General features: G+C 67.9%; 20 protein-coding genes and 2 tRNA genes. 9 read left to right on the top strand and 13 right to left on the bottom strand.

The window, feature by feature from the left end; translation table 11 throughout:
• Nucleotides 1–203: 203 nt before the first annotated feature.
• From QM568_RS02040 to QM568_RS02010, 7 genes are all read right to left on the bottom strand, one after another.
• Complete coding sequence (locus QM568_RS02040) at nt 204–4,946, bottom strand: PKD domain-containing protein (protein WP_415135308.1); 4,743 nt, start codon at nt 4,944–4,946, stop codon at nt 204–206.
• A 1-nt stretch (nt 4,947) separates the two neighbouring features.
• Nucleotides 4,948–5,595: a hypothetical protein gene (locus QM568_RS02035; RefSeq protein ID WP_415135306.1), complete on the bottom strand. Its 648-nt coding sequence runs from the start codon at nt 5,593–5,595 to the stop codon at nt 4,948–4,950.
• A 176-nt stretch (nt 5,596–5,771) separates the two neighbouring features.
• On the bottom strand, nt 5,772–6,911 hold the full coding sequence (locus QM568_RS02030; RefSeq protein ID WP_415135304.1) for a glycosyltransferase family 4 protein: 1,140 nt from the start codon (nt 6,909–6,911) through the stop codon (nt 5,772–5,774).
• Between the two features lie 2 nt (nt 6,912–6,913).
• Entirely contained in the window at nt 6,914–7,801 is an 888-nt protein-coding gene (locus QM568_RS02025; RefSeq protein ID WP_415135302.1) for a hypothetical protein, read from the bottom strand.
• Nucleotides 7,802–7,803: 2 nt separating this feature from the next.
• Nucleotides 7,804–8,919: a Gfo/Idh/MocA family protein gene (locus QM568_RS02020; protein ID WP_415135300.1), complete on the bottom strand. Its 1,116-nt coding sequence runs from the start codon at nt 8,917–8,919 to the stop codon at nt 7,804–7,806.
• Nucleotides 8,916–10,097, bottom strand: a complete 1,182-nt coding sequence (locus QM568_RS02015) for a DUF1972 domain-containing protein (RefSeq protein ID WP_415135298.1) — start codon at nt 10,095–10,097, stop codon at nt 8,916–8,918. Before QM568_RS02015 ends, QM568_RS02020 begins: the two co-directional genes overlap by 4 nt.
• Nucleotides 10,098–10,166: 69 nt before the next feature.
• Nucleotides 10,167–11,702, bottom strand: coding sequence for a sugar transferase (locus QM568_RS02010; protein WP_415135296.1), 1,536 nt, complete (start codon nt 11,700–11,702; stop codon nt 10,167–10,169).
• A gap of 385 nt (nt 11,703–12,087) precedes the next feature.
• On the opposite strand from QM568_RS02010, the gene QM568_RS02005 reads away from it, so the two are divergent.
• From QM568_RS02005 to QM568_RS01985, 5 genes are all read left to right on the top strand, one after another.
• Complete coding sequence (locus tag QM568_RS02005; protein WP_415135294.1) at nt 12,088–13,116, top strand: intradiol ring-cleavage dioxygenase; 1,029 nt, start codon at nt 12,088–12,090, stop codon at nt 13,114–13,116.
• A 27-nt stretch (nt 13,117–13,143) separates the two neighbouring features.
• Nucleotides 13,144–13,425: a twin-arginine translocase TatA/TatE family subunit gene (locus QM568_RS02000; protein WP_415135292.1), complete on the top strand. Its 282-nt coding sequence runs from the start codon at nt 13,144–13,146 to the stop codon at nt 13,423–13,425.
• 3 nt (nt 13,426–13,428) lie between these two features.
• Nucleotides 13,429–14,193, top strand: a complete 765-nt coding sequence (gene tatC / locus QM568_RS01995; RefSeq protein WP_415135290.1) for a twin-arginine translocase subunit TatC — start codon at nt 13,429–13,431, stop codon at nt 14,191–14,193.
• 3 nt (nt 14,194–14,196) lie between these two features.
• Nucleotides 14,197–14,610 carry a Sec-independent protein translocase TatB gene (locus tag QM568_RS01990; protein WP_415135288.1) on the top strand — a complete coding sequence of 138 codons (414 nt, stop codon included), beginning with the start codon at nt 14,197–14,199 and terminating at the stop codon, nt 14,608–14,610.
• Nucleotides 14,611–14,787: 177 nt separating this feature from the next.
• Complete coding sequence (locus QM568_RS01985) at nt 14,788–15,060, top strand: hypothetical protein (RefSeq protein ID WP_415135286.1); 273 nt, start codon at nt 14,788–14,790, stop codon at nt 15,058–15,060.
• A gap of 11 nt (nt 15,061–15,071) precedes the next feature.
• Here QM568_RS01985 and QM568_RS01980 read toward each other — a convergent pair whose 3' ends face one another.
• Complete coding sequence (locus QM568_RS01980; protein ID WP_415135284.1) at nt 15,072–15,527, bottom strand: hypothetical protein; 456 nt, start codon at nt 15,525–15,527, stop codon at nt 15,072–15,074.
• A gap of 195 nt (nt 15,528–15,722) precedes the next feature.
• Here QM568_RS01980 and QM568_RS01975 point away from each other — a divergent pair, with 195 nt between their 5' ends.
• Complete coding sequence (locus QM568_RS01975) at nt 15,723–16,820, top strand: fatty acid desaturase family protein (protein ID WP_415135282.1); 1,098 nt, start codon at nt 15,723–15,725, stop codon at nt 16,818–16,820.
• A 69-nt stretch (nt 16,821–16,889) separates the two neighbouring features.
• Here the strand turns inward: QM568_RS01975 and QM568_RS01970 are convergent, their stop codons facing one another.
• Nucleotides 16,890–18,311, bottom strand: coding sequence for a cell division initiation protein (locus tag QM568_RS01970; RefSeq protein ID WP_415135280.1), 1,422 nt, complete (start codon nt 18,309–18,311; stop codon nt 16,890–16,892).
• Between the two features lie 136 nt (nt 18,312–18,447).
• Entirely contained in the window at nt 18,448–18,996 is a 549-nt protein-coding gene (locus QM568_RS01965; RefSeq protein ID WP_415135278.1) for a hypothetical protein, read from the bottom strand.
• 200 nt (nt 18,997–19,196) lie between these two features.
• Here QM568_RS01965 and QM568_RS01960 point away from each other — a divergent pair, with 200 nt between their 5' ends.
• From QM568_RS01960 to QM568_RS01950, 3 genes are all read left to right on the top strand, one after another.
• The gene (locus QM568_RS01960; protein ID WP_415135276.1) at nt 19,197–19,421 is read left to right on the top strand and encodes a hypothetical protein; all 225 of its coding nucleotides are present in this window, start codon (nt 19,197–19,199) and stop codon (nt 19,419–19,421) included.
• Between the two features lie 442 nt (nt 19,422–19,863).
• Nucleotides 19,864–20,016 carry a hypothetical protein gene (locus QM568_RS01955; protein WP_415135274.1) on the top strand — a complete coding sequence of 51 codons (153 nt, stop codon included), beginning with the start codon at nt 19,864–19,866 and terminating at the stop codon, nt 20,014–20,016.
• A 60-nt stretch (nt 20,017–20,076) separates the two neighbouring features.
• On the top strand, nt 20,077–20,265 hold the full coding sequence (locus QM568_RS01950) for a hypothetical protein (protein WP_415135272.1): 189 nt from the start codon (nt 20,077–20,079) through the stop codon (nt 20,263–20,265).
• A gap of 451 nt (nt 20,266–20,716) precedes the next feature.
• On the opposite strand, the gene QM568_RS01945 is transcribed toward QM568_RS01950, so the two are convergent.
• The 3 genes from QM568_RS01945 to QM568_RS01935 all read right to left on the bottom strand — a co-directional run bounded on the left by QM568_RS01945 (nt 20,717) and on the right by QM568_RS01935 (nt 22,659).
• Nucleotides 20,717–21,763: a Fic family protein gene (locus QM568_RS01945; protein WP_415135270.1), complete on the bottom strand. Its 1,047-nt coding sequence runs from the start codon at nt 21,761–21,763 to the stop codon at nt 20,717–20,719.
• A 682-nt stretch (nt 21,764–22,445) separates the two neighbouring features.
• Nucleotides 22,446–22,518: transfer RNA gene (locus tag QM568_RS01940), tRNA-Phe, on the bottom strand.
• Nucleotides 22,519–22,585: 67 nt separating this feature from the next.
• Nucleotides 22,586–22,659: transfer RNA gene (locus QM568_RS01935), tRNA-Val, on the bottom strand.
• Between the last annotated feature and the right edge of the window lie 2 nt (nt 22,660–22,661).

The raw sequence follows: 22,661 nt of genomic DNA, 5'->3' as shown, positions 1-22,661 counted from the left end.
CCCGTCCCGTCCCGTCTCGGCCCTGGGCCGGGCCCACCTGGACGTGGTCGTGGCATCCCATCCGCGGCAAGGCCAGGCCCCGCGATGGCCGGGACCGCTTGACTCATCCGCGCGGCGATCTCGCCGCGCGGAGACGGGATCAACGCAAAAGATGAAGGCCGGGGTGGTGTTCCACCCCGGCCTTCGGCTGTGTTCCCCTCGCCTCAGGGGGTGACTGCGATTGCTCGGTAGTCGTCGAAAGCGATGCTGTACGGGAGGCTGCTGAACCCGGACCCCGCATAGGTCAGGATCCCCGTGTATCCGGCGGTCTGGAGCGCGGCGGTCGAGTCCGTCGTGCTGATCTGCCAGGCGGTCGGCTCCGTGGTCCCCGCAGCCCAGATCTTGCTGCGCAGCGTGGTCGTCCCGGTGCCGTACACCTGGACCCGCACGTTGTAGGCGGTGCCGGGGACGATCGTGAACCCGGTGAGGTTCTGGGCCACGAGGGCGGTGCCCCCGCGAGCGAGCTGTGTCTGGACGGTGCCGTCCGCGGCGATCAGCCAGCGTGCGCGGTAGTCGTCCGACCCCACGACCCTGCCCAGCGCTGTGACGTAGATACGGGCACCGGCCGCGGCCGACGGCGTCGTGAACGAAAACGACAGATCCGTGCTCGACGACAGCGCCGACTTCAGCGAGGCGGTCCAGGTCTGACCGGCCGCCAGCGTGGTGAGCTTCGCCTTGCCGCCGTCGATCGAGACGTTCGCGGTGCCACCCGTCTGCATCCACGCGCCTCCGACCGGAGCCGTCCCGAGCACGCCGTTCGCCCGGCCGAAGTCATCCGACGCGAACGGCAGGACGGCCGGAGCGGTCACGGTGATCGGCTTGGTCGTCGTGCCGGTGGCGCCCCCGTTGTCGGTGACCGTGAGCGACACCGTGTAGGTGCCGGCCGCCGCGTACGTGTGCGAGGCGGTCACCCCCGTGGCCGTCGCGCCGTCCCCGAACTCCCACGAGTACGAGGCGATCGTGCCGTCGGCGTCTGTCGACCCCGAGGCGTTCGTCGAGACGGTGAGATCGGTGGCAGCCGAGGTGAATGCGGCCGTAGGAGCCTGGTTCGGCGCCACGGTGACGTCGTGGCTCGTCGAGGCCGATCCGCCGCGGTCGTCGGTCACGGTGAGGGTGACGGTGTAGGTGCCGGCACTCGCATACGTGTGGGTGGCCGTCGCTCCCGTGCCCGTCGCGCCGTCTCCGAACGTCCACGCGTACGCGGTGACAGTGCCGTCAGGATCGGTGGAGGATGCCGCATCCACTGCGACCGTGAGCAGGTCGGCGGAGGCGGTGAACGCCGCCGTCGGATCCTGGTTCGGAGCGAGCGTCGTGGTCACGGACTTCGTCTTCGTCGCCGTGGCCCCGCTGTCGTCGGTGACCGTCAGCGTCGCGGTGAACGTGCCCGCCGACGCGTAGGTGTGCGTCACGCTCGCCCCCGTGCCGGTCGTGCCGTCGCCGAAGTCCCACGCGTAGGACGCGATGGTTCCATCGGGATCGGCGGATGCCGAACCGTCGAACGCGACGTCTCGGTGATCCACCGTGGCGCTGATGGCGGCGGTCGGCGCCTGGTTGGCGGCGACCGTCACCGACCGCGTCAGGGTGTTGCTGAGCGCGGTGCTGTCGGTGACCTTGAGGCTGATCGTGTACGTGCCTTCGGTTCCGTAGGTGTGCGAGGCGGTCGGGCCGGTCGCCGTCGCGCCGTCTCCGAAGCTCCACTCGTACGTGAGCACGTCGCCGTCGGCATCCGTCGAGGTGCTGGCATCGACGTCGACCTTCAGCTTGTCGATCTGGTTCGCGAAGGCCGCCACCGGAGCGCGACCGGGCACGGTGCGCCCGCTGGACGCGAAGTGATCGTGGATGCGGCTCTCGGGTAGCGCCGTGGGGTACACGGCCACTTCGTCGAGGGTTCCGGCGAAGTAGTTGCTGGACGTGCTGCCCCAGGTGCGGTCCGCGCCGACGCGCCAGTATCCGCGGTAGTTCTCCGAGCCCGCCATCGAGTTGCTGCCGATGAGCTGGGTGTCGACCCACAGCCTCATGCCCTCGGCGCCCTGCGTCGCGACCACGTGGTGCCAGGCGCCGTCGTTGTAGGCGGTGGGGCTGACGAGCGTCGTCTGCGGCTGGCCGCTTCCGAACTGCAGCTTGCCGTCGTTCTGCATGATGACGTGTCGGTCATACGACGAGCTGAGTCCGCTCGTGGCATTGCCGAACCCGATCAGGGTGCCGCCCTTGTTGGTCGTCGTCTTGAACCACAGCTCGGCGCTGTACGTGGTCGGAGCCGTCCACGCCTCCTGAGCGACGATGAGCGCGTTCGAGCCGTTGAAGGTCGTCGACGTCCCGCTGTCGATCGCCGGAGCCTGGCCCCTGGTCATCGTGCCGGAGGCGTTGCCGGTGGTGCCGCCCGCAGCGGAGTCAGCGATCGTTCCTGCCGCGGTCTCGTTCAGGCGCCAGTAGAGGTCCGGCCTGTCGGTCGTCACCGAGGCCCCGTACACGTCGCTCGGAGCAGCCGTCCACGCGGCGGAGCGACCGCTCGCGAGATAGTGCGACTGGATGGCCGAAGGCGTCAGCGCTGTGGGGTACACGGCGACGTCGTCGATCGTTCCCGCGAGACCTGCGTTGGTCGGCTTGTTGGCGAAGCCGTTCGTCTGGTCGGCGCCGATCCTCCAGTAGCCGTTGTAGATCTTCGGCGCGGTGCGGGCCTGGTCCCGGTCGACGCGCTTGCCGTCGACGAAGAGCTGCATGCCCTCCGAGCCGACGGTGCCGACGATGTGGTGCCAGTTGCCGTCGTTCACGCTCGAACGGCTGGAGACGGTGCGGTACGACCCGTCGTTGATGGCGAAGTTCGCGCGACCGGAGTTGTCCAGATAGAGGACGCGGTCGGTGACTCCCGAGGTCGCCGTCCCGGTCGCAGAGTCGCCGAAGCCGACGATGCGTCCGCCCTTCGTGTTCGTGGTGTTCACCCACGCCTCGACCGTCACGGCCGCGTCCGCCGCGTTCACATCCTGCGTGGCCATCTTCGCCGTGCTTCCGCCCGCGGAGGTGATGCCGGGATTCGCATCATTGGTCATGGCGCCGGCGGCTCCGAGCGTGAGACTCGTCGCCGTGCCGACAGCGTCACCGACGTCGTCGTACAGGCGCGTCCCCGTCGTCTCGTCGAGTCGCCAGTAGTGGCTCGCCCCGTCGGCGCGCACGGCGGCGCGGTAGGCGGACGTCGGAGTCCCCGACACCGTCACGTACGGCGACCACGCACTCCACTGCACGTTGCCGTCGGCATCCTTGGCGCGCACCTGATAGCGCACCTGCGTCCCCGGTGTCTGACCGGTGTCCACGATGCTGAGGTTCGGGAGGCTCCAGAAGCGTCCGTCCGTGCGCGTGATGGTCCCGATCTTCACAGACGGGTTGCGGAACACGTCGTAGGTGATCGTGGCGTTGTCACGGTCCCAGGCGCTCGTGAAGGGAACGCGCACCACTCCGGCCTCGTTGGAGTACGGAGCGGGCGTCAGACCGGTGTTGTACACCGGGCCGACTGCGTGCGGGGACACTCCGGTCTTCCCGAACCGCACGAGACCCTGCTGGGCGACGTTGTTCACCTTCGGGAACTCTCCGCCGAGGACCACGTAGTCCGCGTTGCCGGTCACCGACCACGCTGCCTGGCGTGCGGGCGTGTAGGTGCCGAACTCGAGGTCCGGGTACCAGTTGAGCTGCTCCGTGTACGGCAGCCCCGTGAAGTCCCAGCCGTAGGCGTCCTTCTTGGTGGTCACGCCGCTCGGGGTCGTGCTCTCGGCGAGCGCCTTCTGCCAGCGCGCCCGCGGGTTCGTGTCGGGGAACGCCCCGACCACGCTGCAGTCGTGCTTGTGCGAGACCGAGTACAGGACGCCGCCCTGCGGGAAGCTGGCGTAGGTGTCTCCGAGGCAGTCGTTGACCCAGTTGATCTGCCCCGTGTACGGGTCAGCGGCGAAGGTCCCCTCGAACGAGGCTCCGGCGCCGAACGCATAGCCCGTTCCATACACCTGGGTGCCGTCGGTGCTGAGGCTCGAGATCGCGCCGTTGAGACCCGCCGACTTTATCCGGTCGGTGGCCGCCCAGGGGAGCGCGGTGCCGGTGGAGGCGTCGATCGATGCCATGCCGTAGGCGCTTGCGTCGTTCAGAGTCGTGAACGAGCCGCTGATGATCACGCGCGAGGAGTCGGGGCTCATCACCATATCCCACACGAATCCGTCGCCGGCCGCCGACGGCGCCCACGAGGTGAGGTTCCCCGTCGAGCTGCTCCACGCGGCGAGCTCGCTGCGGGGCTGGCCGCCGCTCGAGCGGAAGTTGCCGCCCACGTACACGGTGTCGCCCGAGAACGCGAGGCCGCGGACCTGACCGTCGGTGCTAGGCGCCCAGTCGATAAGGGCGCCGGTCGCGACGTCGAAGGCGGCGACGTGCGCACGCGCCTGACCGTCTGCGGTGGTGAAGTCTCCGCCGAAGTACACGGTCTTGCCGTCGGGTGTGGCTCGCACCACGAGACCCTGAGCGTCGAGGGAGTGCGTGAAGTTCGGGATCGGGTTGCCCGTGGTGATGTCGAACGCGAAGATGTTCTTCGCGTCGATCTCCCCGGGGCCGCCGACGGCCACCCCCGGCGGGCGTGCCTTCGTGAAGCTTCCGGTGACGTAGACGTTGTTGCCGACGACGACCTGGCTCCAGACGACGCCGTTGATCTGCCAGGTGGGCAGCACGTCTGCGGTGACGGTGTCCGGCTGGCCCGGTGTCTCCGCCTGCGCCGACTGCGCGGGCACGGCGATGAAGGCGAGCGTCGCCAGGGCGGTCGCCGCGGTGGCGACGACGCGGCGGAGAAGGGCATCCCCGCGGACGGTGCGTGTTATGGAGTTTCCTCGTGGTGCGAAGCGGTCGGTTCGGGTTGTCGATCGTGCAGTCTCGGAGGCCATGTCAGCTCAGGCCTCCGCGGAAGACGGCGGATGTATGCGCGCCGTCGAAGTCGATGACCAGCGTGACCTGGTCGCGTGAGCTCGCGGGCAGCGCGAACGCGTAGGCAGCGGTGGTGCTCGCTCCGGCGGCCACGGTCCCCGAGAAGTCCGACACATTGGCCTCGACGGCGTAGACGGGCGCGACGGGGGCGCCGCCGGCGTCGAGCATCGTGAGCACCGACGAGCCGAGATCGATCGGAGCGGAGGAGCCGTTGTCGAACGTGATCGTCAGGCGGGTGTACTCGCGATCGGTGAAGCTGCCGGGGCCCTGCGAGGTCTCCTTCGCGAAGGAGACCTCGTCGATCCGCAGCGTCACCTTGTCGTCATAGGTGACGGGACCCGAGGTGTCGGCGGGCTTCGCGCTCACGGATGGCGTGCCGCTGTCTCCCGGGCGCGCGACCTTGGCGACCGGCTGGTCCGGGGTGGTCCCGGCATCCGTCCCCGGCTCCGCGGTGGCGCCGGCATCCGCGGTCGGCTGCGAGGTCGGAGCGGCTGACGACGATGTCGTCGGCTCCGCGCCGCTCTGCGGCTGCTCAGCGCCGCTGCAGGCGACCAGACTCGCGCAGAGCGCGATGGTCGCGAGTGAAATGCATGCACGCGCGATCGACATGATTGTCGTCTCCCCAGATTCCCCAGTCAGGGATGCCGACAGAACTCATTCCCGTGAGTCGAGCGGCGTGCGTCATCCCCAAATGACGCTGTCCCCAGTGAGCGCGATACTATCACGCGGCATGGAGCGGGACAATAGTCCCGATCCGATCCGATCCGATCCGATTCGTTCCGAGGTCAGCGCCGGAGCGCAGCGAGGAGCTCGCGCGAGTACCGCGCGGCCGAGAACGCCTCGGCGGCCGCCTCCGAGTCGGTCGAGGCCTTCGACGCGAACGACGTCCATCCGTCGATGGTGGCGGCGATCGCATCCGCCAGCCGCCCGGCGTCTCCTGGAGGCACCAGGGTCGCACTCGTCGAGGCGCGCGTGGCCTCGGGCAGGCCTCCCACCTCGCTGACGACGGCGGGCCGAGCAGCGAGAGCGGCCTCGACCGCGGTGTTGCCGAAGGGCTCGTCGACGGTCGAGGGGATCAGCACGATGTCGTTGGCCGAGATGTCGTCCCACACCGAGGGTTTGAAGCCGAGGAAGGTCACGCGTTCGCCCAGATCCCATCTATCGACGAGGGAGTGCAGCTCTTCCGCGTACGCCTCGTTCCCCGGGAAGACCGCGCCCAGGAGATCGAGATGGGCATCTCTTCCCTCTTCCGTCAGGCGGTGCAGAGCCTCGATCGCGACGTGTGGGCCCTTGCGGTGCGAGAGCCGGCCGATGAAGAGCAGACGGGTCGGGCTCTGCAGGGCGTCGCGTGGCGGGACGACGGTCTCCGGACCCGCGACCGCGTTGTACACGACGACGGCGCGTCGTCGCAGTCGCGGCAGTGCCGCTGAGAGCACGCCCAGGCTGAACCTGCTGTTGATGATGATCCGGTGGCTGAACAGCAGGGGAATGTACAGGGCGCGACGCAGGATGCTCGCGATGGAGGCCTCGCCCTCGTGGACGTGGCACACCGTGAGGCGTCGGCTCCAGCGACTGAGGGGCAGCCAGAGCGGGGGAGTGATCGTGTTGACGATGACGACCCCGGCATCCGTCTCTCGGATCAGCCGCAGCCCCGGTCGTATCGACCGGAGGGTCGTCAGGACCAGTTCCCACAGTCCTCGCGGATTGAGGAGTCCCTTGCGGACGATCGGGGTCGCGCATTCGACCACCTCGGCGCCGGCGCGCTCGAGCAGCGGCACCAGCGGACCGGTGTGGGGAACGGTCACGACCACCCGTCTCCCCTCGCCCACGAGTGCGCGCACGGTCTCCAGCGCCATCCGGTCGGAGCCGTAGAGATCGGCGCCCGGATTGGCGATGAGTACGACGTTCGGGTCGCCAGTGCTCATGGTCAGCTCTGCGGCCAGTACTCGTCCACGAGGCTCACCGTCGATGCGATGTTCGCCCGGCTGGACGCTCCGAACACGATCGACTCGAGGTTCGGGAGGCCGCACACCCACTCGATCGCCTCGCGCGGCGGGATCGCTCCGCTCGCGAACACCGACATGGCGACCGCCCGGAACGGACGCTTCTCCATCGCCTCGCGGTAGCCGTCGACACCCCCCGACATGCGGAACCCGAGCTTGTTGATGTTCGAGCAGACGATCGGGTTCTCGACCCCTGCCTTGTCGAGATCGTCGAGGAGACGCGGGAGGTTCATCGTGATGAATCCGGGCTCGGCGTTGTACCGCTTGCGCACGTGGTCGGCGAAGATGCGGAACGCATCGGTGAAGCCCAGGCCGGAGAGCAGGTCGACCACGACGTTCTGCAACCAGATGACGGGAGTCGACAGCCCCGCGAACATCTTCAGCTCGGCGTCGATGAGCAGGGTGGTGACGCCCTCGATGTCCTTGCGGGCGAGGGAGGACGTGCCGCGGGCGATGCTGTCGAGCAGGCCCTCCTCGGGGAGGAACTTGCGGATCGCCCCGAGGAAGCCGTCTTCCGTCACCGCGTTCGCGTACTTGTGCGCGTACGGCATGCAGGGGAAGAAGCTCATGTCGGCGTAGCGGTCCGGCTGGGCGCGCACGCGGTCGGTCACCTCCGCGATGCGGTCGTGGGTCGTGCACATGAAGGTGTGCACGCCCTCGTCGTAGGCGGCGTCGAGCACGCTCATGATCGAGTCGGTGTTCTGGAACCGCATCTGCTGGGCCCGGGCCTTCTCCTCGGACATGTGGTTGACGCCGAAGAACTGGTTGTCGCCGAACAGCAGTCGGTCCATCGTGCGGGTGTTCGTCGTCATGGTCATTTCCCTCCACGCAGGGCGCTCAGCGCTGCAGCGATGCGCCCCTTCGGTGCCGTCTGGACGGCGAGGTCGGATGCGGCGTCAGCCGTCAGACGGGAGTCCTCGCGCAGCGCGTCCTCGCTGATCATCGAGATCACCCTGTCGGTGACCGCCGCGGATGCGAAGTCGTTGGTCCCGGTGAGGTCGCCGCTCTGCACGCGCTGCACGAAGGAGTCCAGCTGCGCGCTGTACTCCTCGCCGCGCAGGTAGAACCACGGAGCCTCGGTGAGTTCGGTCGTGTAGCGGACGTTCCACCCCACCTGGTACCCGTCCGGGATGGTGGCGGTGTCGCGCAGGTACACGTGGATCTCCTGGCGGTCTGCGTAGATCCGGCCGTTCGTCCCCCACAGGGTGATCTTGGTGGTCATCTTCCGCTGGGACTCGTCCGACCAGTTCGAGATGATCTGCGCCGTTCCGTCCGGATAGTGCAGCGTGCTGGCGACGGCATCGTCGATCTGCGCCGAGAAGATGCTGGTCAGCTGGCTGCCGCTCACGGACTCGGGGGTGCCGAGGTACCAGGTCAGGAGATTGAGCGGATGCGCCGCGTAGTCGTAGAGGCAGCCGCCGCCGGTCGCGCGCTCGCTGCGCCAGGTGCGTCCGGCGGGTTTGAGCACCACGGGGCCGTATGCCTCCGCCAGCGCGGTGTTCACGGTGCCGATGGCGTCGAGCTCGAGAAGCCGCTTCACCTCGCGGAAGGCTCCGACGAACCTGTTGTGATAGCCGACCTGGGTCACGAGACCCTTCTCCGCGGCGAGCGCCGTGAGCGTCACGCTGTCGGCGGGATCGATCACGAGGGGCTTCTCGCAGAACACGTGGATGCCGCGCTCCAGCGCTCCGCGGATCATCCCCGCGTGCAGATGGGTCGGCGTCGCGATGATGATCGCCTGCGGGCGCGCCTCATCGAGCATCTTCGTGAGGTCCTTGTAGGTCTTGACCCCGGTGTACTTCGCGAGGATGTCGAGCAGATAGCCCGTCGCATCGCATACGCCGACGAGATTCACGTCGGGATGCGCCTTGATCATCGACAGGTGCGACAGACCCATCTTCCCCAGACCCACCACTGCCACATCGATCATGCCTTGACCCCTGTCTCCTGCTGAGCATGTCCGCGCCGCGCGAGGGCGGTGCGGAGCGCGTCTTCGTACTCGGCGCCGATCTTGGTCCACGTGAACTCCTCACGGAACCGCTCACGGCTCGCGGCGCCCATGCGCCGCCTTCTGCTGTCATCGGAGAGCACATCGTCGAGCAGGCCGGCGAGATCGTCGGCTCCGGTGAAGTAGGCGTTGTCGGGTCCTGCGACCCAGGTGTTGTACGGATTGTCGTTGGCGATCACCGCGTTGCCGGCGGCCATGGCCTCGACGAGCGACGGGTTGGTCCCGCCGACCGTGTGCCCGTGCAGGTAGACGGCGGAATGGAAGCGCAGCGACTGCACCCGCTCGGGCTCGAAGATGGCGCCGGGGAACATGACCTCCTCCGACGCCGCCGCGCGGACGGCGACGTGATAGGGATCGTCGTCCCCATACGGGCCCACGACGACGAGCGGCATGCCGCGCTCGGCGGCCGACCACGCCTGCACGATCTCGAGGACCGAGTTCTCGGGGATCGGACGGCACACGACCATGGCGTAGCGCCCGGGCTCGAGCCCCAGCTCTTCCACGGGTGCCGTCGGGGCCTCGAGCACCTCGTGGGCGCCGTAGGTGATCGTCTGCACCCGGCGCCGGCCGAAGTGCCGGCGCAGGTAGGTCGCGATCACCGGATGGTCGGCGATCAGCACGTCTCCGACCCACCCCGCGAGCCGCTCGTTCGCGAGGAGGATGCCCTGCTTGAGGACCCCCCAGCGCTTGCGCGTCCACTCCATGCCGTCCATGTTGATGACGTTCGGGATGCGACGTATCCGGGGGATGACGTCGAAGACTCCCGTGTTGTATCCGAACGTGAGCCAGACGTCGCCGTCCTCGTGCTCGCGCATCGCGTGGCGGACAGTGGTCAGATCGAAGGCCGACGTGCCCTTCCATCCTTCGCGCGGCTCGTGCACGAGGACGCGCTGCAGCCCGTTCCACTCGTCGGTGGTCGTGGGACCTTCGCCGGCGAGCTGACAGTAGACGATCACGTTCCATCCCTGATCGCGCAGGTACAGCCCGACGTTCTCCGCTGCGGTCTCGAAGCCGCCGTAGGCGGCCGGAACGCCGTGGGTGCCAAGTATTCGCACGGTTGACGGCACGATGAATGTTCCCCTCGTTTCAGGCGCCTTCACGCCTGTCTCACTGAATGCGGTCCGGTGACTCCGCCACTCCCCGGCGGACCGAACCTCAGCGTTCTGTGACTAGTATGCACCGCTCGGCCGAACCATGACCTTGGCCGTCCGCCACATGATCTGCAGATCGTTCATGACAGACCAGTTCTCGACGTAGCGCAGGTCGAGGCGCACGCTCTCGTCCCAGGAGAGGTCGCTGCGGCCGGAGACCTGCCAGAGGCCGGTGATGCCCGGCTTGATGTACAGGCGTCGGAACACGGTGCCGTCGTAGGCGGTGACCTCGCTTGGCAGCGGCGGGCGGGGACCGACCACGCTCATGTCGCCGGTGAGCACGTTCCAGAACTGCGGCAGCTCGTCGAGCGAGTAGCGGCGCAGGACGACCCCGATGCGGGTGATGCGCGGGTCGTTCTTCATCTTGAAGAGCAGACCGCTGCCTTCGTTCTGCTCCTGCAGCTTCGCGAGCTGCTGCTCGGCGTCGGTGCGCATGGTGCGGAACTTGAGGATGCCGAACTCCTGGCCGTCACGGCCGATGCGGGTCTGGCGGAAGAAGACGGGTCCGCCGTCGTCGAGCTTGATCAGCAGGGCGATCACCGGCATCGCGATCAGTCCGATCGGGATCATCGCGAGCGCGGAGACGACCACGTCGAGGACGCGCTTGAACCCGTGGCGAGCGCCCTCGTAGGTCGGGATCTCGACCTGGATGAGCGGCAGCCCCTCGACCGGAGCGAACGAGACGCGGGGACCTGCGATATCGGTCAGACGGCTGGAGAGCACGAGCTCCGCGGCGGTGCCTTCGAGCTGCCAGCCGAGACGCTTGATGAACTCGGGGTCGCCCTCGGGGTGGCTCGCCACGATGATCGTGTCGGCACCGAGCTGACTGGCGACCGCCGCGACGGTGTTGACGTTGCCCAGGACCGGGAATCGTGCGTCGCCCGCCTCGACGTCACGGGCGTTGCCGTCGAGGAGCGTGGCTCCGACGACCTGGTAGCCGGAGGCGCCGATCGGGTGCAGAGTGCGCACGACGTAATCGACGTCGTCCTTGTTGCCGACCACGAGCGTGCGCGAGGTGAATCGTCCTTGCGCACGCTGCGTGCCCAGCCAGTTGCGCCACATCCACCGCGTGACGAGCAGCGTGAACAGCCCGAGCGGCAGACCGACGAGCACGACCAGCTGCATGTGCCCCCACACCAGCAGCACGCTGACCATTGCGATCAGACCGAAGGCGAGTGCGCTGGCGTTCGCGACGCCGCGGTACTCGGTGGCGCTCGCGTGGAAGAGCGCGGCATCGCGCGTGTGCAGCGCGCTGAGCGTCAGATACCAGACCGCACCCAGCACGCTGCCATCGCGCAGGGCCTCTACGCCCGCAACGCCGGCCATCATCTGGACCGATGCGGTGACGGCGACGGCGAACAGGATGACAGCGGCATCCGTGATCCGCAGGCGCATGCGGTAGCGACGCTCCCAGAGGCGGCGTCGTTCGAGCGTGGCGGAGACGCGCGGTGTGACGACCATGCGCGGCACCGGCTTGATGACCCGAGGCGCGGCGATCGGCGAGAAAAGCGACCCCGGTCGAGCGATGTTCAGTGCATCGTCGACGGCGCTCATGCCGAGGCCTCGCAGGCCGTGAATGTACGCAGAAATCCCCAGTGCGACATAGTTTCCCCAGTTGTTCCCCAGACCGCGAACCCCACGCTCACGGTGTCATGTCTGCGACCCGACCCCTCGGGTCCTGCTGAGTTCGTGACCCCACGCCACGACTCTCCTCCGCCGTCCCACACGGCGGGGTTTGCTACAGGAACTGCAGACGTTGTTCACCTTATCCCATACGGCAGGTTAACGGAAGGTATTTCCGGGGTCTTAACGAAATAGGCCTCCCAGGACGCCGCGCCCAAGTCTCATAGAAACTGCATAGGTGAAGCCAAGGGTTCCGATCGATTCCTGCGTCACGATGGTGTCATCACACCAGCTGTACCCCGAGAGGAGCCAGATCATGAGCCGCATTCCTGAGCCGACTCAGACACCAGAGGGCCCGATGTACGAGGGCCGCCTGCTCGACCACCCCGACGAGGAGGTCGTCGACCAGGGCGCCTCCTTCGACATCGGCACCCTCATCAGCCGGCGCGGGGTCCTCGGCATCGCCGGTCTCGGCGTCGGCGCCGTCGTCCTCGCCGCCTGCGCCCCCACGACATCGACGGACTCCACGTCGGCGGCGGGCTCCGCAACGACCGGATCCGATGGATCGACCGACTCCGGCGCTACGACGGGCTCGACCACCTCGACGGGGGAGATCCCCGACGAGACGGCGGGTCCCTACCCCGGCGACGGATCGAACGGGCCGGACGTGCTCGAGCAGTCGGGCATCGTCCGGCAGGACATCACCACCTCGATCGACGGCTCCGCGACCGCCGATGGCGTGCCGCTGACCATCGAGTTCCAGGTGCTCGACATGGCGAACGACGATGCGCCGTTCGAGGGTGTCGCCGTCTACGCCTGGCACTGCACGGCCCAGGGCGAGTACTCGATGTACTCCGAGGGGCTCGAGGATGTCACCTACCTGCGGGGCGTCCAGGTGGCGGATGCCGACGGCAAGGTCTCGTTCACCTCGATCTATCCTGGGTGCTACTCGGGTCGCTGGCCCCACATCCACTTCGAGGTGTACCCAGACGTCGACTCGATCACGGACTCGACCAACGCGATCGCGACGTCTCAGATGGCGATGCCCGAAGACTCCAGCAACACCGTGTACGCGCTGTCGGCGTACGACGGCTCGGCGCAGAACCTCGCGCAGGTCACGCTCGCCAGCGACAACGTCTTTGGCGACGACTCCGGGGCTTCGCAGCTGGCGACGATCACCGGAGACGCGACGAGCGGATACACGGCGAGCCTCGTCGTCCGCATCGACACGACCACGACACCGTCGGGGGGAGCCGCGCCCTCCGGTGGCGAAGGCGGCCCCGGCGGGTCAGGAGATCCCGGCGGCGAAGGCGGCCCCGGCGGCGGAACCCCGCCCGCCCGTTGAGAAACACCACTTCGAAAGGACAGAGAGATGCTTCAGAACCTCACCGGATGGCACGCGCTCATCATCCTCGCGATCGTCGTGCTGATCTTCGGAGCAGCCAAGCTCCCGGCCCTGGCCAAGAGCGTCGGACAGTCGATGCGCATCCTTCGCGCCGAGGCCGCCGAGCCCGCCGAGGCGGTCGATAACACCCGCGCTCCGGCATCCGCTCCCGGCGGCGCCTCCGCCGCGCCCATTCCGGACGCGGCGGAGGCCGGGTCGCCTGCCGCCGAGTCGGATCGCTCGCGCTCCGTCGTCAAGGTCGCGGAGTAGGCCATGACAGTGCTCGCCCCGCCGAGCACGCCGATGCCGGCCAGGATGCCGCTGTCGTCGCACCTCAAGGAGGCGCGCACCCGCGCGGTCCGTGCGACGATCGCACTCCTGGTCGGCATCGCGCTCGGCTACGTCCTGTCCGACACGGTGCTCGAGGTGCTGCGGACCCCGATCACCGCGCTCGCCGAGTCGCGCACCGCGAGCCTGAACTACGACAGCGTCACCGGGGCCTTCGACCTCAAGCTCAAGATCGCCCTGTTCACCGGCATCGCCCTGTCGAGCCCGGTGTGGATGTACGAGCTGCTCGCCTTCCTCGCCCCGGGGCTGAACCGCCGCGAGAAGAAGTACACCTTCGGCTTCCTCGCCGCCGCGCTGCCGCTGTTCGCGTCCGGATGCGTCGCCGGCTTCGCGCTGTTCCCGCACATGGTCGAACTGCTCGCCGGCTTCGCCTCGTCGGAGGACACCACTCTCCTGCAGGCGTCGTACTACGTCGACTTCGTGCTGAAGATCGTGCTCGCCACGGGCGTCGCTTTCGCGATGCCGGTCTTCATCGTCGTGCTGAACCTGCTCGGTGTGCTCTCCGCCCGCACGATCGCGCGCAGCTGGCGCATCGTCGTCGTCGTGATCGTGCTCTTCAGTGCGATGGTGACGCCCGCGGCCGACGTGCTTTCCATGTTCCTCATCGCCGTGCCGATGACCCTGCTCTTCGGCGCGGCCCTGCTCATCGCCTGGTGGCACGACCGGGCGCGCGCCCGCAAGGAGGGCTGAGTCGTGTTCGGTCTCGCGTTCGAGAAGCTGTTCGTCGTCGCGCTCCTCGCGGCGATCATCATCGGTCCGCGCCGCCTTCCCGAGTACGCGGCGCTGGCCGCCTCCGCGCTGCGCCGAGCGACCGGATGGGCGGCGCAGGCCAGGCACCGCCTCGACGAGGAGACGAAGGTCGTCGACTGGCGCACCCTCGATCCCCGGCAGTACGACCCGCGACGCATCATCCGCGAGGCCTGGGCGGATGCCGAAGCGCGGGAGGGTGCGGATGCGCATGCGGCGCGCGACGGGGAGGCGGATGCCGTGCCCAGCGACGCTCGGCCGGCTCTGACGGCCGCCGCCCCGGAAGCCGCTCCTGGGCGCTGGATCGTCACGGGGTCGTCGGCCCATCCGCGTCGGGTGTGGGAGGCCGCGGAGCGGTGAACGCCCGGGTCTGCTAGGCTCATCGGTGCAGCGCGTGCGTTTCGCCACTCTCGGCCGCCGCGTCGCCACTGATCAGGGCCATCACGGACCGCGCACACCGACGCGTGCGGAATCCGCCCTCGATCTCAGAACACTGCGGTGCGCGAGCGCGCCCGTCACGAAGCGATGAGCATCACCATGAGCACGACCACCCACACCCACGACCCCTTGACCTGGAAGCAGGCCGACATCGACGTGCACGTCGCCACGAGCGGCGGCGAGTTCGCCGGATTCGTCGAGTCCGACGGCTCCGCCCATCTGGTGCGCGATCACCGCGGCGTCGAGATCGGCGTCTTCGCAGACCTGCACGCGGCGTTCCGCGCACTCGAGGCGAGCCGCGAGCCCTTTCGCGGCGACGCCGTGACCGCCCCGCGCGCGATGCGCCGCCGTCCGCGTCGCGCCCGCGTCTGACAGCATCCGCGTCAGCCCTGCTCCGCTGGCCACTCCGACGGGATGCCGCCGTCCGGCCCCGGCAGCACGAGCCCCTGGTGCGGCGTGATCACGTGCCAGCCGTCCGCGTCGTCGCGCAGGAACAGCACGACGGCATCCGCGTCCCGGAACTCGTCGAACGACTCTGTCTCATCGCCGCAGCTGCGCGGCAGCGAGGTGACGACGATCTCGGAGCCGCCCGCACCCTTCTGCCACTCGTCGACCTCGACGTTCCAGCGTGAGGCGCGCATGCCCATGTACGTCGTCGGGTCGACCTCATCGCCGAGGCGGCCGATGGCGACGGCATCCGCCTCTTCGACGGCCGCCGCCGGCGTCTCGAAATACACCCAGTCGATGCACGACTGCGTCGTGACCAGCGGCCCGCTCGAGCACGCGGTCAGGGCGAGAAGGGCGACGGATGCTGCGGCGCCGGCGCTGCGACGGAACATGCTCCGAGCATCGCACTCCGCGTGATCCGCGGCCCGGTTCGATCCCGAACCGCAACAAAGCCCGCGGAGTGACGGATGCATGCCGAACCCGGCATGGACTGCGCCGTAGCCTGTGAACAGCGAACGGCATCCGCCCTTGGCTTCCACAGCTCGAGGGCTCCAGATCGACAGGAGAGCATCATCTCCCTCTCGCAGATGCACCAGGCCGACGTGCTCGGCCCCGTCCGCCAGACGTACTCGGGCACCGCCGAGTTCCCGCCCATGGCGGCCGCCTACAAACAGGTGTCCCAGGTCGTCCGCGAGACGGGGCTGCTGCAGCGCACCGGCTGGTTCTACGTGCTCGTCGGCGCCGCGCTCGCCGTGGCGTTCGGGGGCGCGGTGACCGGGTTCATCCTTCTCGGTGACAGCTGGTTCCAGCTCCTCATCGCCGGCGCTCTCGGTATCATCTTCACGCAGGCGGCCTTCCTCGCGCACGAGGCGGCGCACCGGCAGATCCTCTCGTCGGGGCCGGCGAACCTGCGCCTCGCCCGCATCCTCGCCGCCGGCGTCGTCGGCATCAGCTACTCGTGGTGGGACTCGAAGCACACCAGGCACCACGGCAATCCCAACCAGGTGGGCAAGGACCCCGACATCGAGGTCGACACCATCTCGTTCCTCGAGACGGATGCCGCGCGCTCGCGCGGACCGATCCGCCTGCTCACGCGCTACCAGGGATGGCTCTTCTTCCCGCTGCTCGCGCTGGAGGGGCTCAACCTGCACTACCTCGGCATCAAGCACCTCGTGACGGGACGCAAGGTCACCGGGCGCTGGTTCGAGCTGGCTCTCATCGCCCTGCGGCTCGCGGTCGTGCTCGTGCCGGTGTTCCTCCTGCTGCCGCTCGGCATGGCGTTCGCGTTCGTCGGCGTGCAGCTGGCCGTGTTCGGGATCTACATGGGGGCCTCGTTCGCGCCGAACCACAAGGGCATGCCGATCATCGCCCCGGGCGCCCGCCTCGACTTCTTCTCGAAGCAGGTGCGCACCTCGCGCAACATCACCGGCGGCTGGTGGGCCACCTGGCTCATGGGCGGGCTCAACTACCAGGTCGAGCACCACCTGTTCCCGAACATGCCGCGTCCGCACCTGGCCAAGGCGCGGGAGATCGTGCGCGACTACTGCTCCTCGCACGGCGTGCCGTACACCGAGACGAGCCTGCTGCGCTCCTACGCGATCGTCATCGACTACCTGAACCGCGTGGGCCTGGCCGCGCGCGACCCGTTCGACTGCCCGGCCGTCGCGCAGTTCGGGCGCGCGTAAGGCGTGTCCCGGCAGGGACGAGGAAGGGGTGCGAGCGTATCGCTCGCACCCCTTCCTCGTCTCCGCGGATCAGCGGTTGTCGGAGTTCTCCACCTCGATGACGTCGATCGTGATCTTTCCGTCGATCGTGGCGGTGTCGTCGTCGATGATCTCGTCGTCGAGGACCTCCTCGCCCAGGAACACGTCGTTCGGGGCTGCCTCGATGGGTTCGGGCTCTGCGGTCTCAACGGGCTCTGCGCTCTCCGCCGGGGCAGCATCCTCGACGGGCACTGCTGCTTCGTCCGACGCGGCTGCTGCGTCGGTGGCCGCCGCGTCTGCGCTGAAGACGCCCTCCGGGCGGATCAGTTCGCGCACCTCGGCCATGAAGCTGGCGAGCTGCTGCTGCTGCCAGCGCAGCTGGCGGGCGTGATCCTCGGCGTCGCGCAGCACCGTTGAGGTGTGACCGGTGACCGAGTCGACGATCTTCTGGGCCTTGAGGCGTGCGCGCTCGAGGGTGTCGCGCGCCCGCACCTGGGCGTCGGCCTCGATCGCCGCGGCCTGCGTGCGCATCAGGCGCTCGTAGTCGTCGGCTTTGGCCGAGATGCGCTGAGCGTGCTCGAGGGAGGCGGCGACCTGCTCGTTCGCGTCGTTCGTGATGCGCTCGGCGTGCGAGACGGCCTGGTTGTGCAGCACGAGGAACTCCTGCTGCGCGTCGTCCTGACGGCGGGTCAGGGTCTCTTCGAACTCGAGCACGCGGGCGTTCATCTCGCGCACCTCGCGTTCGGCATCCGCTCGCAACTGCGTCGTCTCGCGGGTGACGAGCGCGCGCAGGGCGGCGGCGCCCTTCTCGGCCTCGGTGCGGATCGCGGTGGCCTCCTGGGTGGCCTGGTGCACCCGCTCGGCGGCGTGCGCGGCCTCGCGCTCGATCGTCGCCTCGTGCGCCGTGTACTCGGTGTCGATCTTCAGGCGGATCTGATCGGCGTCGTGCTGCGCCTGCGAGATGATGCGCGCGGCGTCCGCTTCGGCCTCGGCGCGCTGGGTCGCGACCTCTTCGCGCGCGGCATCCATGAGGCGGTCTGCCTGCACGGCGGCGTTCTGGATGAGGACGTTCGCCTGCTCCTCGGCCACCCGCAGGATCGCCTCGAACTGCTCGCGGGTCGGTGCGTCCTGGCCCTCGGGGCGCGGCGCGTCGACGAGCTCGTTGGTGAGGGTCAGCACGCGCTCTTCGGCCTCGGCGGCCTGCGCCTTGGCGGCGAGGAGGTCGGCTTCGACGGCCTCACGGGCGCTGCGCTCCTCGTCGCGGAGGGCCTCGAGCGCGTCCTCGTGGCGGGCCTCGGCGTCGGCGAGCTCGGCCTGGGCCTGCTTGAGCTGGTTGCGCAGGGTGCTCAGCGCCGAGTCGACCTCGGCCTTGTCGTACCCGCGGAACGCTGCGGTGAAGCCGCCGGGCTGCTCACGTACGGAGTCGTCGATCAGCTTGTCGAAGAAGTCGTTCTCGGCGGGGGAATCGCTCATGGTCGGCCTTTCTGGCAGGGCCGTGGCGCACTCCGGCTGTGTGGAGTGCGCAGGCCGCAGGGGGGACGGGCGGGGGATCGCCGCTACACGCGGGCGCGCTCTTCCCAGAGTAGTCGCGCAGGCGGTGCTTGTGCAGTCACACTTCGTCCTCGGCCGGCGGGATGCGTCCGCTGCCTGCGCCCACCCACAGCGAGGGGTCCGCCGGGTGGCGCTCGAAGCGCACTGCAGGTCCCTCAGACGTGCGGATGCCGCGCGAGGACGCCGCCGTGGAGACGTGCGCGAGCAGCTCGGTCCAGAACCCCGCGCCCTTCGGTGCGCCCAGATGCTCGCGGGACCTGGTCACGCTGAGCAGTGCGCCACCGGCGGCGGGTGCGAGCCGCGCGACGGCGTCGTCCGCGTGCACGAAGCGGATGCCGAAGTGATCGTCGCCGAGGACGGTGAACATGCGCGGATGCTGCACGATGACCTGCTCGACGAGCTCGCGCGCAGTGGCGAGGGGAGCGTCGATCGACAGCGTCTTGGCCAGCTCATCGAGGGCGGCCGCGGTGTGCGCTTCTGCGGCTGTGCGCTCCGACCGCTCTCCGCTCCTCTGGGTGCGACGGCGGATCCATCCCGGCAGGAGGAACGAGGCGACGACGACGGCGACGATCATGCCGGCCGAGACGAGGAGGAAGGGGCTGTCCACGGCCCCAATCTACGGGGCCGTGGTGGCTTAGCATCCTTTCGTCGTTGCCGCTGGCGTCGCCGGCGCAGTCCTCGGGCTCGGCGCGGCATTCTTGACGATCTGCAAGGACACGAGCAGTGTGAATGCCATCTACCTCAACGGCGGCGTCGCCGGTGTGGTCCCGCCCAGCTACTGGGCGCAGTGAGAGAAAGGTGCCAGAAATGCCCACCGAAAACCGCTACATGACCTTCGGCCTGATACTCGGTGTGCTCGGCACGGGGATCGGCGTCGGCCTGGTGATCGCGAGCTTCATCGTCGGCGTCGGATCCTCGATCGGCGCTGCTCTGCCGTCGTCCGGCACGATCACGATCGTCGCCTTCGTCGTGTTGACCGTCGTGCTCCGTGTCGCGGTGCGCCGCCAGAAGCAGGTCGGTGAGCACGCCTGATCGCTGACACGCGAAGAGGAGCGCGGATTCCGGGCCGCTCTGAATCGCCCCGGGCCCAGTGGAGGGCGGGTTCTCCTAGCGCCGGCTGGTGCTGTGGGTTGTTCTCACGGTAGTACTCGTTCTCCTTCTCGATGGGTGTGCGGTATCCGATCGAGGAGTTGCATCCGGCTCTCGTTGAACCAGTCTCAACGTCGGCGGCGCCTGATCCTGTCCCGCATGTGCTTGTTCCGTTCCCGTCGCGATTCGTGCCGCACAGCCCGCCGCCCCTGCGTTCCAGTCGCACTTCGTGCCGCTAACGGCCCTGGATACCGACACCAACTGCGACTGGAGCCTCGGGCGCCAACGCCAGAACGGCACCAACTGCGACCGGACGTCAAGAAGGCTCTGGGTTTCGTCGTTGGGATCGAGATAACGGTCGAGAGAACGGACTACAGGCCGCTTCTTGCTGGAGCAGATTCGTCGTCTCGGAGCGCTGCTGGGACAGATCAGGAATGTGGCAACCGCGTCGCCGGAGATGGCGGAATGGTTCGGGATCGCGATCGTTCCGAACGACTCCGAACTGATCGAGGTGCTCAAGCCCTCCTCTTCCCGATAGCACGAGAGCTCTTCGAGGCGTATCCTGCGAGGTTCGGTCTCGAAAGCCAAGGGAGCAGAGATGGTCGACTCTGACGATGAGTTCGAGGAGCTGGCCCTTGCCGCCGAGCGTGGTGAGCTGGCGCGAGTTCCCGGAACAACGCTCAAGGGCGAGGAGCTTGCGACTCTACTCGAGGGTCTGCGCGCCGAGCACGGTGACGACGTCGAGGGCTTTCTCCGGGCGTTCTTCGACCTGCGCCCGGAGGGTTGACCAGTTCTCCAACGACCCGTTGGAGAATCGTCCAGCAGGCTGCTGGACAGATTGCGTCCGACCTGCGACGCCGTTTCCTCGCCGAGAGTCTCTGCTCCCTGGGTAGGCTGGTGTCGAAGACCCCGGAACGATCACTGGCTCAGCCACATCGCCGGGGTTTCGTCTTCGTGGAGCTACCGACACAAACCGGCACAAAGTCTCCGAGGAACCGCGAGGGGGCGTCCTTCGTCTCGCTGCGCTCGCTCAGGAACCGAGCCCTCCGACAGGCTCAGGGGCCCAGATGGCCGGCCCGAAAACCCTCCCTCATCAGGGCAAAGCAAACCCCCGCCATGTAGAAGCTAGGCGAGGGTTTCTGGGACCGTTGTAACGACGGTCCTTGTGGCTCCGACGGGCGTCGATCCCGTGACCTCACGATTTTCAGCCTGGTGCCCGGCCCGGTGCCGACCCAGAATCACTCCGCTGTGTAGCTCATAGGCAACTCGATGACCTCGAAGATCGCGGGTGAGTACCAGCGCTCGCGCCCACCGCGGCCGTGAGTTCCGAGCGATCGGAGCCAGCCACGTGTTTCGGCGTTCTTGATCAGGTTTCGCGCGCCCTGATTTGTCAGGTCGAGTTGATCCTGCACGGACTTTACCGTCACGAAGGGGTTGCGCACGATGATGTCAACGAGTCGCGGCAAGCTCGAGCGTTCTTTGATCGCCTCCGAGTGGTAGCTCTCGCGGATGGAAATCAGGCGTCTCGAACGTGCGACGGCGTCGTCCGCCTGGGCGCGGACGGCATCGAGGAAGAAGAGGAGCCAGCCTTCAATGTCGGCGTCCTCGCGCACCGCCTGCAGTCGCTCGTAGTATTCCTCGCGGTGTGTCTCGAAGTAGTTCGAGAGGTAGAGCAAGGGCAACGGGAGGCGCTTACGCTCCATGAGCAGGAGGTTGATGAGCAGTCGGCCGATCCTCCCGTTGCCGTCGAGGAACGGGTGGATCGTTTCGAATTGGTAGTGCATCAGCGCCGCCTGAACGAGCGCGGGGAGGCTGCGGCCATCGTCGTTGACGAATCGCTCCCAGTCTGCGAGGAGGTCACCGAGGTGCTGGGGCAAGGGCGGTACGAAGGTCGCGTTGTCGGGGGTGGCTCCAGCGCGACCGACCCACACGGGGGAACGCCGGAACTCACCGGGCGACTTCTCTTCACCGCGCACGCCGGTCAGCAGCGTCTCGTGGACTCGGAGGATGAGCCGCTGCGTGATCGGGAGCGTTCCGGCAAGTTCGTAGGCCTGCCAGGTCGCCTCGAGGTACCGCTGTACCTCGGCGGTGTCATCGTTTCGCGCGTCGGCGTCCACCTCGGCTTGAAAGACATCCGAGAGCGACGCTTGCGTGCCTTCGATACGGGAACTGGCAAGCGCCTCCCGGCGAAGGTACGGACCGACGAGGAGACTGGGGTCGGTGATGAGCATGCCGAGACCCTGCAGGTGACCGAGGGCGGCATCCGCCTCCGACAGTGAGGCCACAACGGTGCTCGAGAGCTCGAGCTGACGAGGGATGGGCTTTGGGAGATAGTAGACGAACGCATCTTTCTTGCCCGGCTCTCGCGTCGCGCGACCAAACGCGGAATCTACGAATCGAGTTGCATCCACCGATCTAAACTACAACAGAAATCGCGATTCAGTTGGAGCGTGAGGAACGAGTGACAACTGTAGTTGGAGCGTTCTGCTCACCTTCCAACTGACTCCACCGCAAGGTTGGAGTGTCGGCTCGCTAACGGGTTAGCCGATCACCGGATCGACCAACGCTTCGATCTTCGCGAAGAAGTCGGGTAAGACCTTGCGGCCTATGAACGGCCCACGTTGAGGGTGAGCCTGGAGCAGGTCGCCTGGACGAGGCATTGGCGCCGACGTTACGAGCACGAAGTCTTGCACCCCCCTTCTGGTACTGGTGCATGCTCTCGCTACTGTTGTGGGCGATGTGGTTGCGGCCGGTGCGTGGTCAATTGAGCATCCCCCGCGCTCTGTTGGGATGCGTCTTTGACCTCCGACCTGTCGGCACCGGGGGAGGGGGCGTCCTTCGTCTCGCTGCGCTCGCTCAGGAACCGGGGGCTTCGACAGGCTCGGGAACCGGGGAGAGGCAAAGCAAAACCCCCGCCATGTAGAAGCTAGGCGAGGGTTTCTGGGCTGATTGTAATGATCAGCCTTGTGGCTCCGACGGGCGTCGATCCCGTGACCTCACGATTTTCAGTCGTGCGCTCTACCAACTGAGCTACAGAGCCGTGCGACCGGCGAACCTGTCGCATCTAGACGAAAAGGCCTTCCCGAAAGAAGGCCCGTCGCTTAGAGCGACCCTGACGGGACTTGAACCCGCGACCTCCGCCGTGTCAGGGCGGCACGATAACCAACTGCGCTACAGGGCCAT

Origin of the sequence: Microbacterium sp., assembly GCF_047607465.1 — a bacterium.
Taxonomy (GTDB): Bacteria; Actinomycetota; Actinomycetes; order Actinomycetales; family Microbacteriaceae; genus Microbacterium.
The sequence above is the reverse complement of the archived record's forward strand: the minus strand, read 5'-3'. Positions and strand labels throughout refer to the sequence as shown.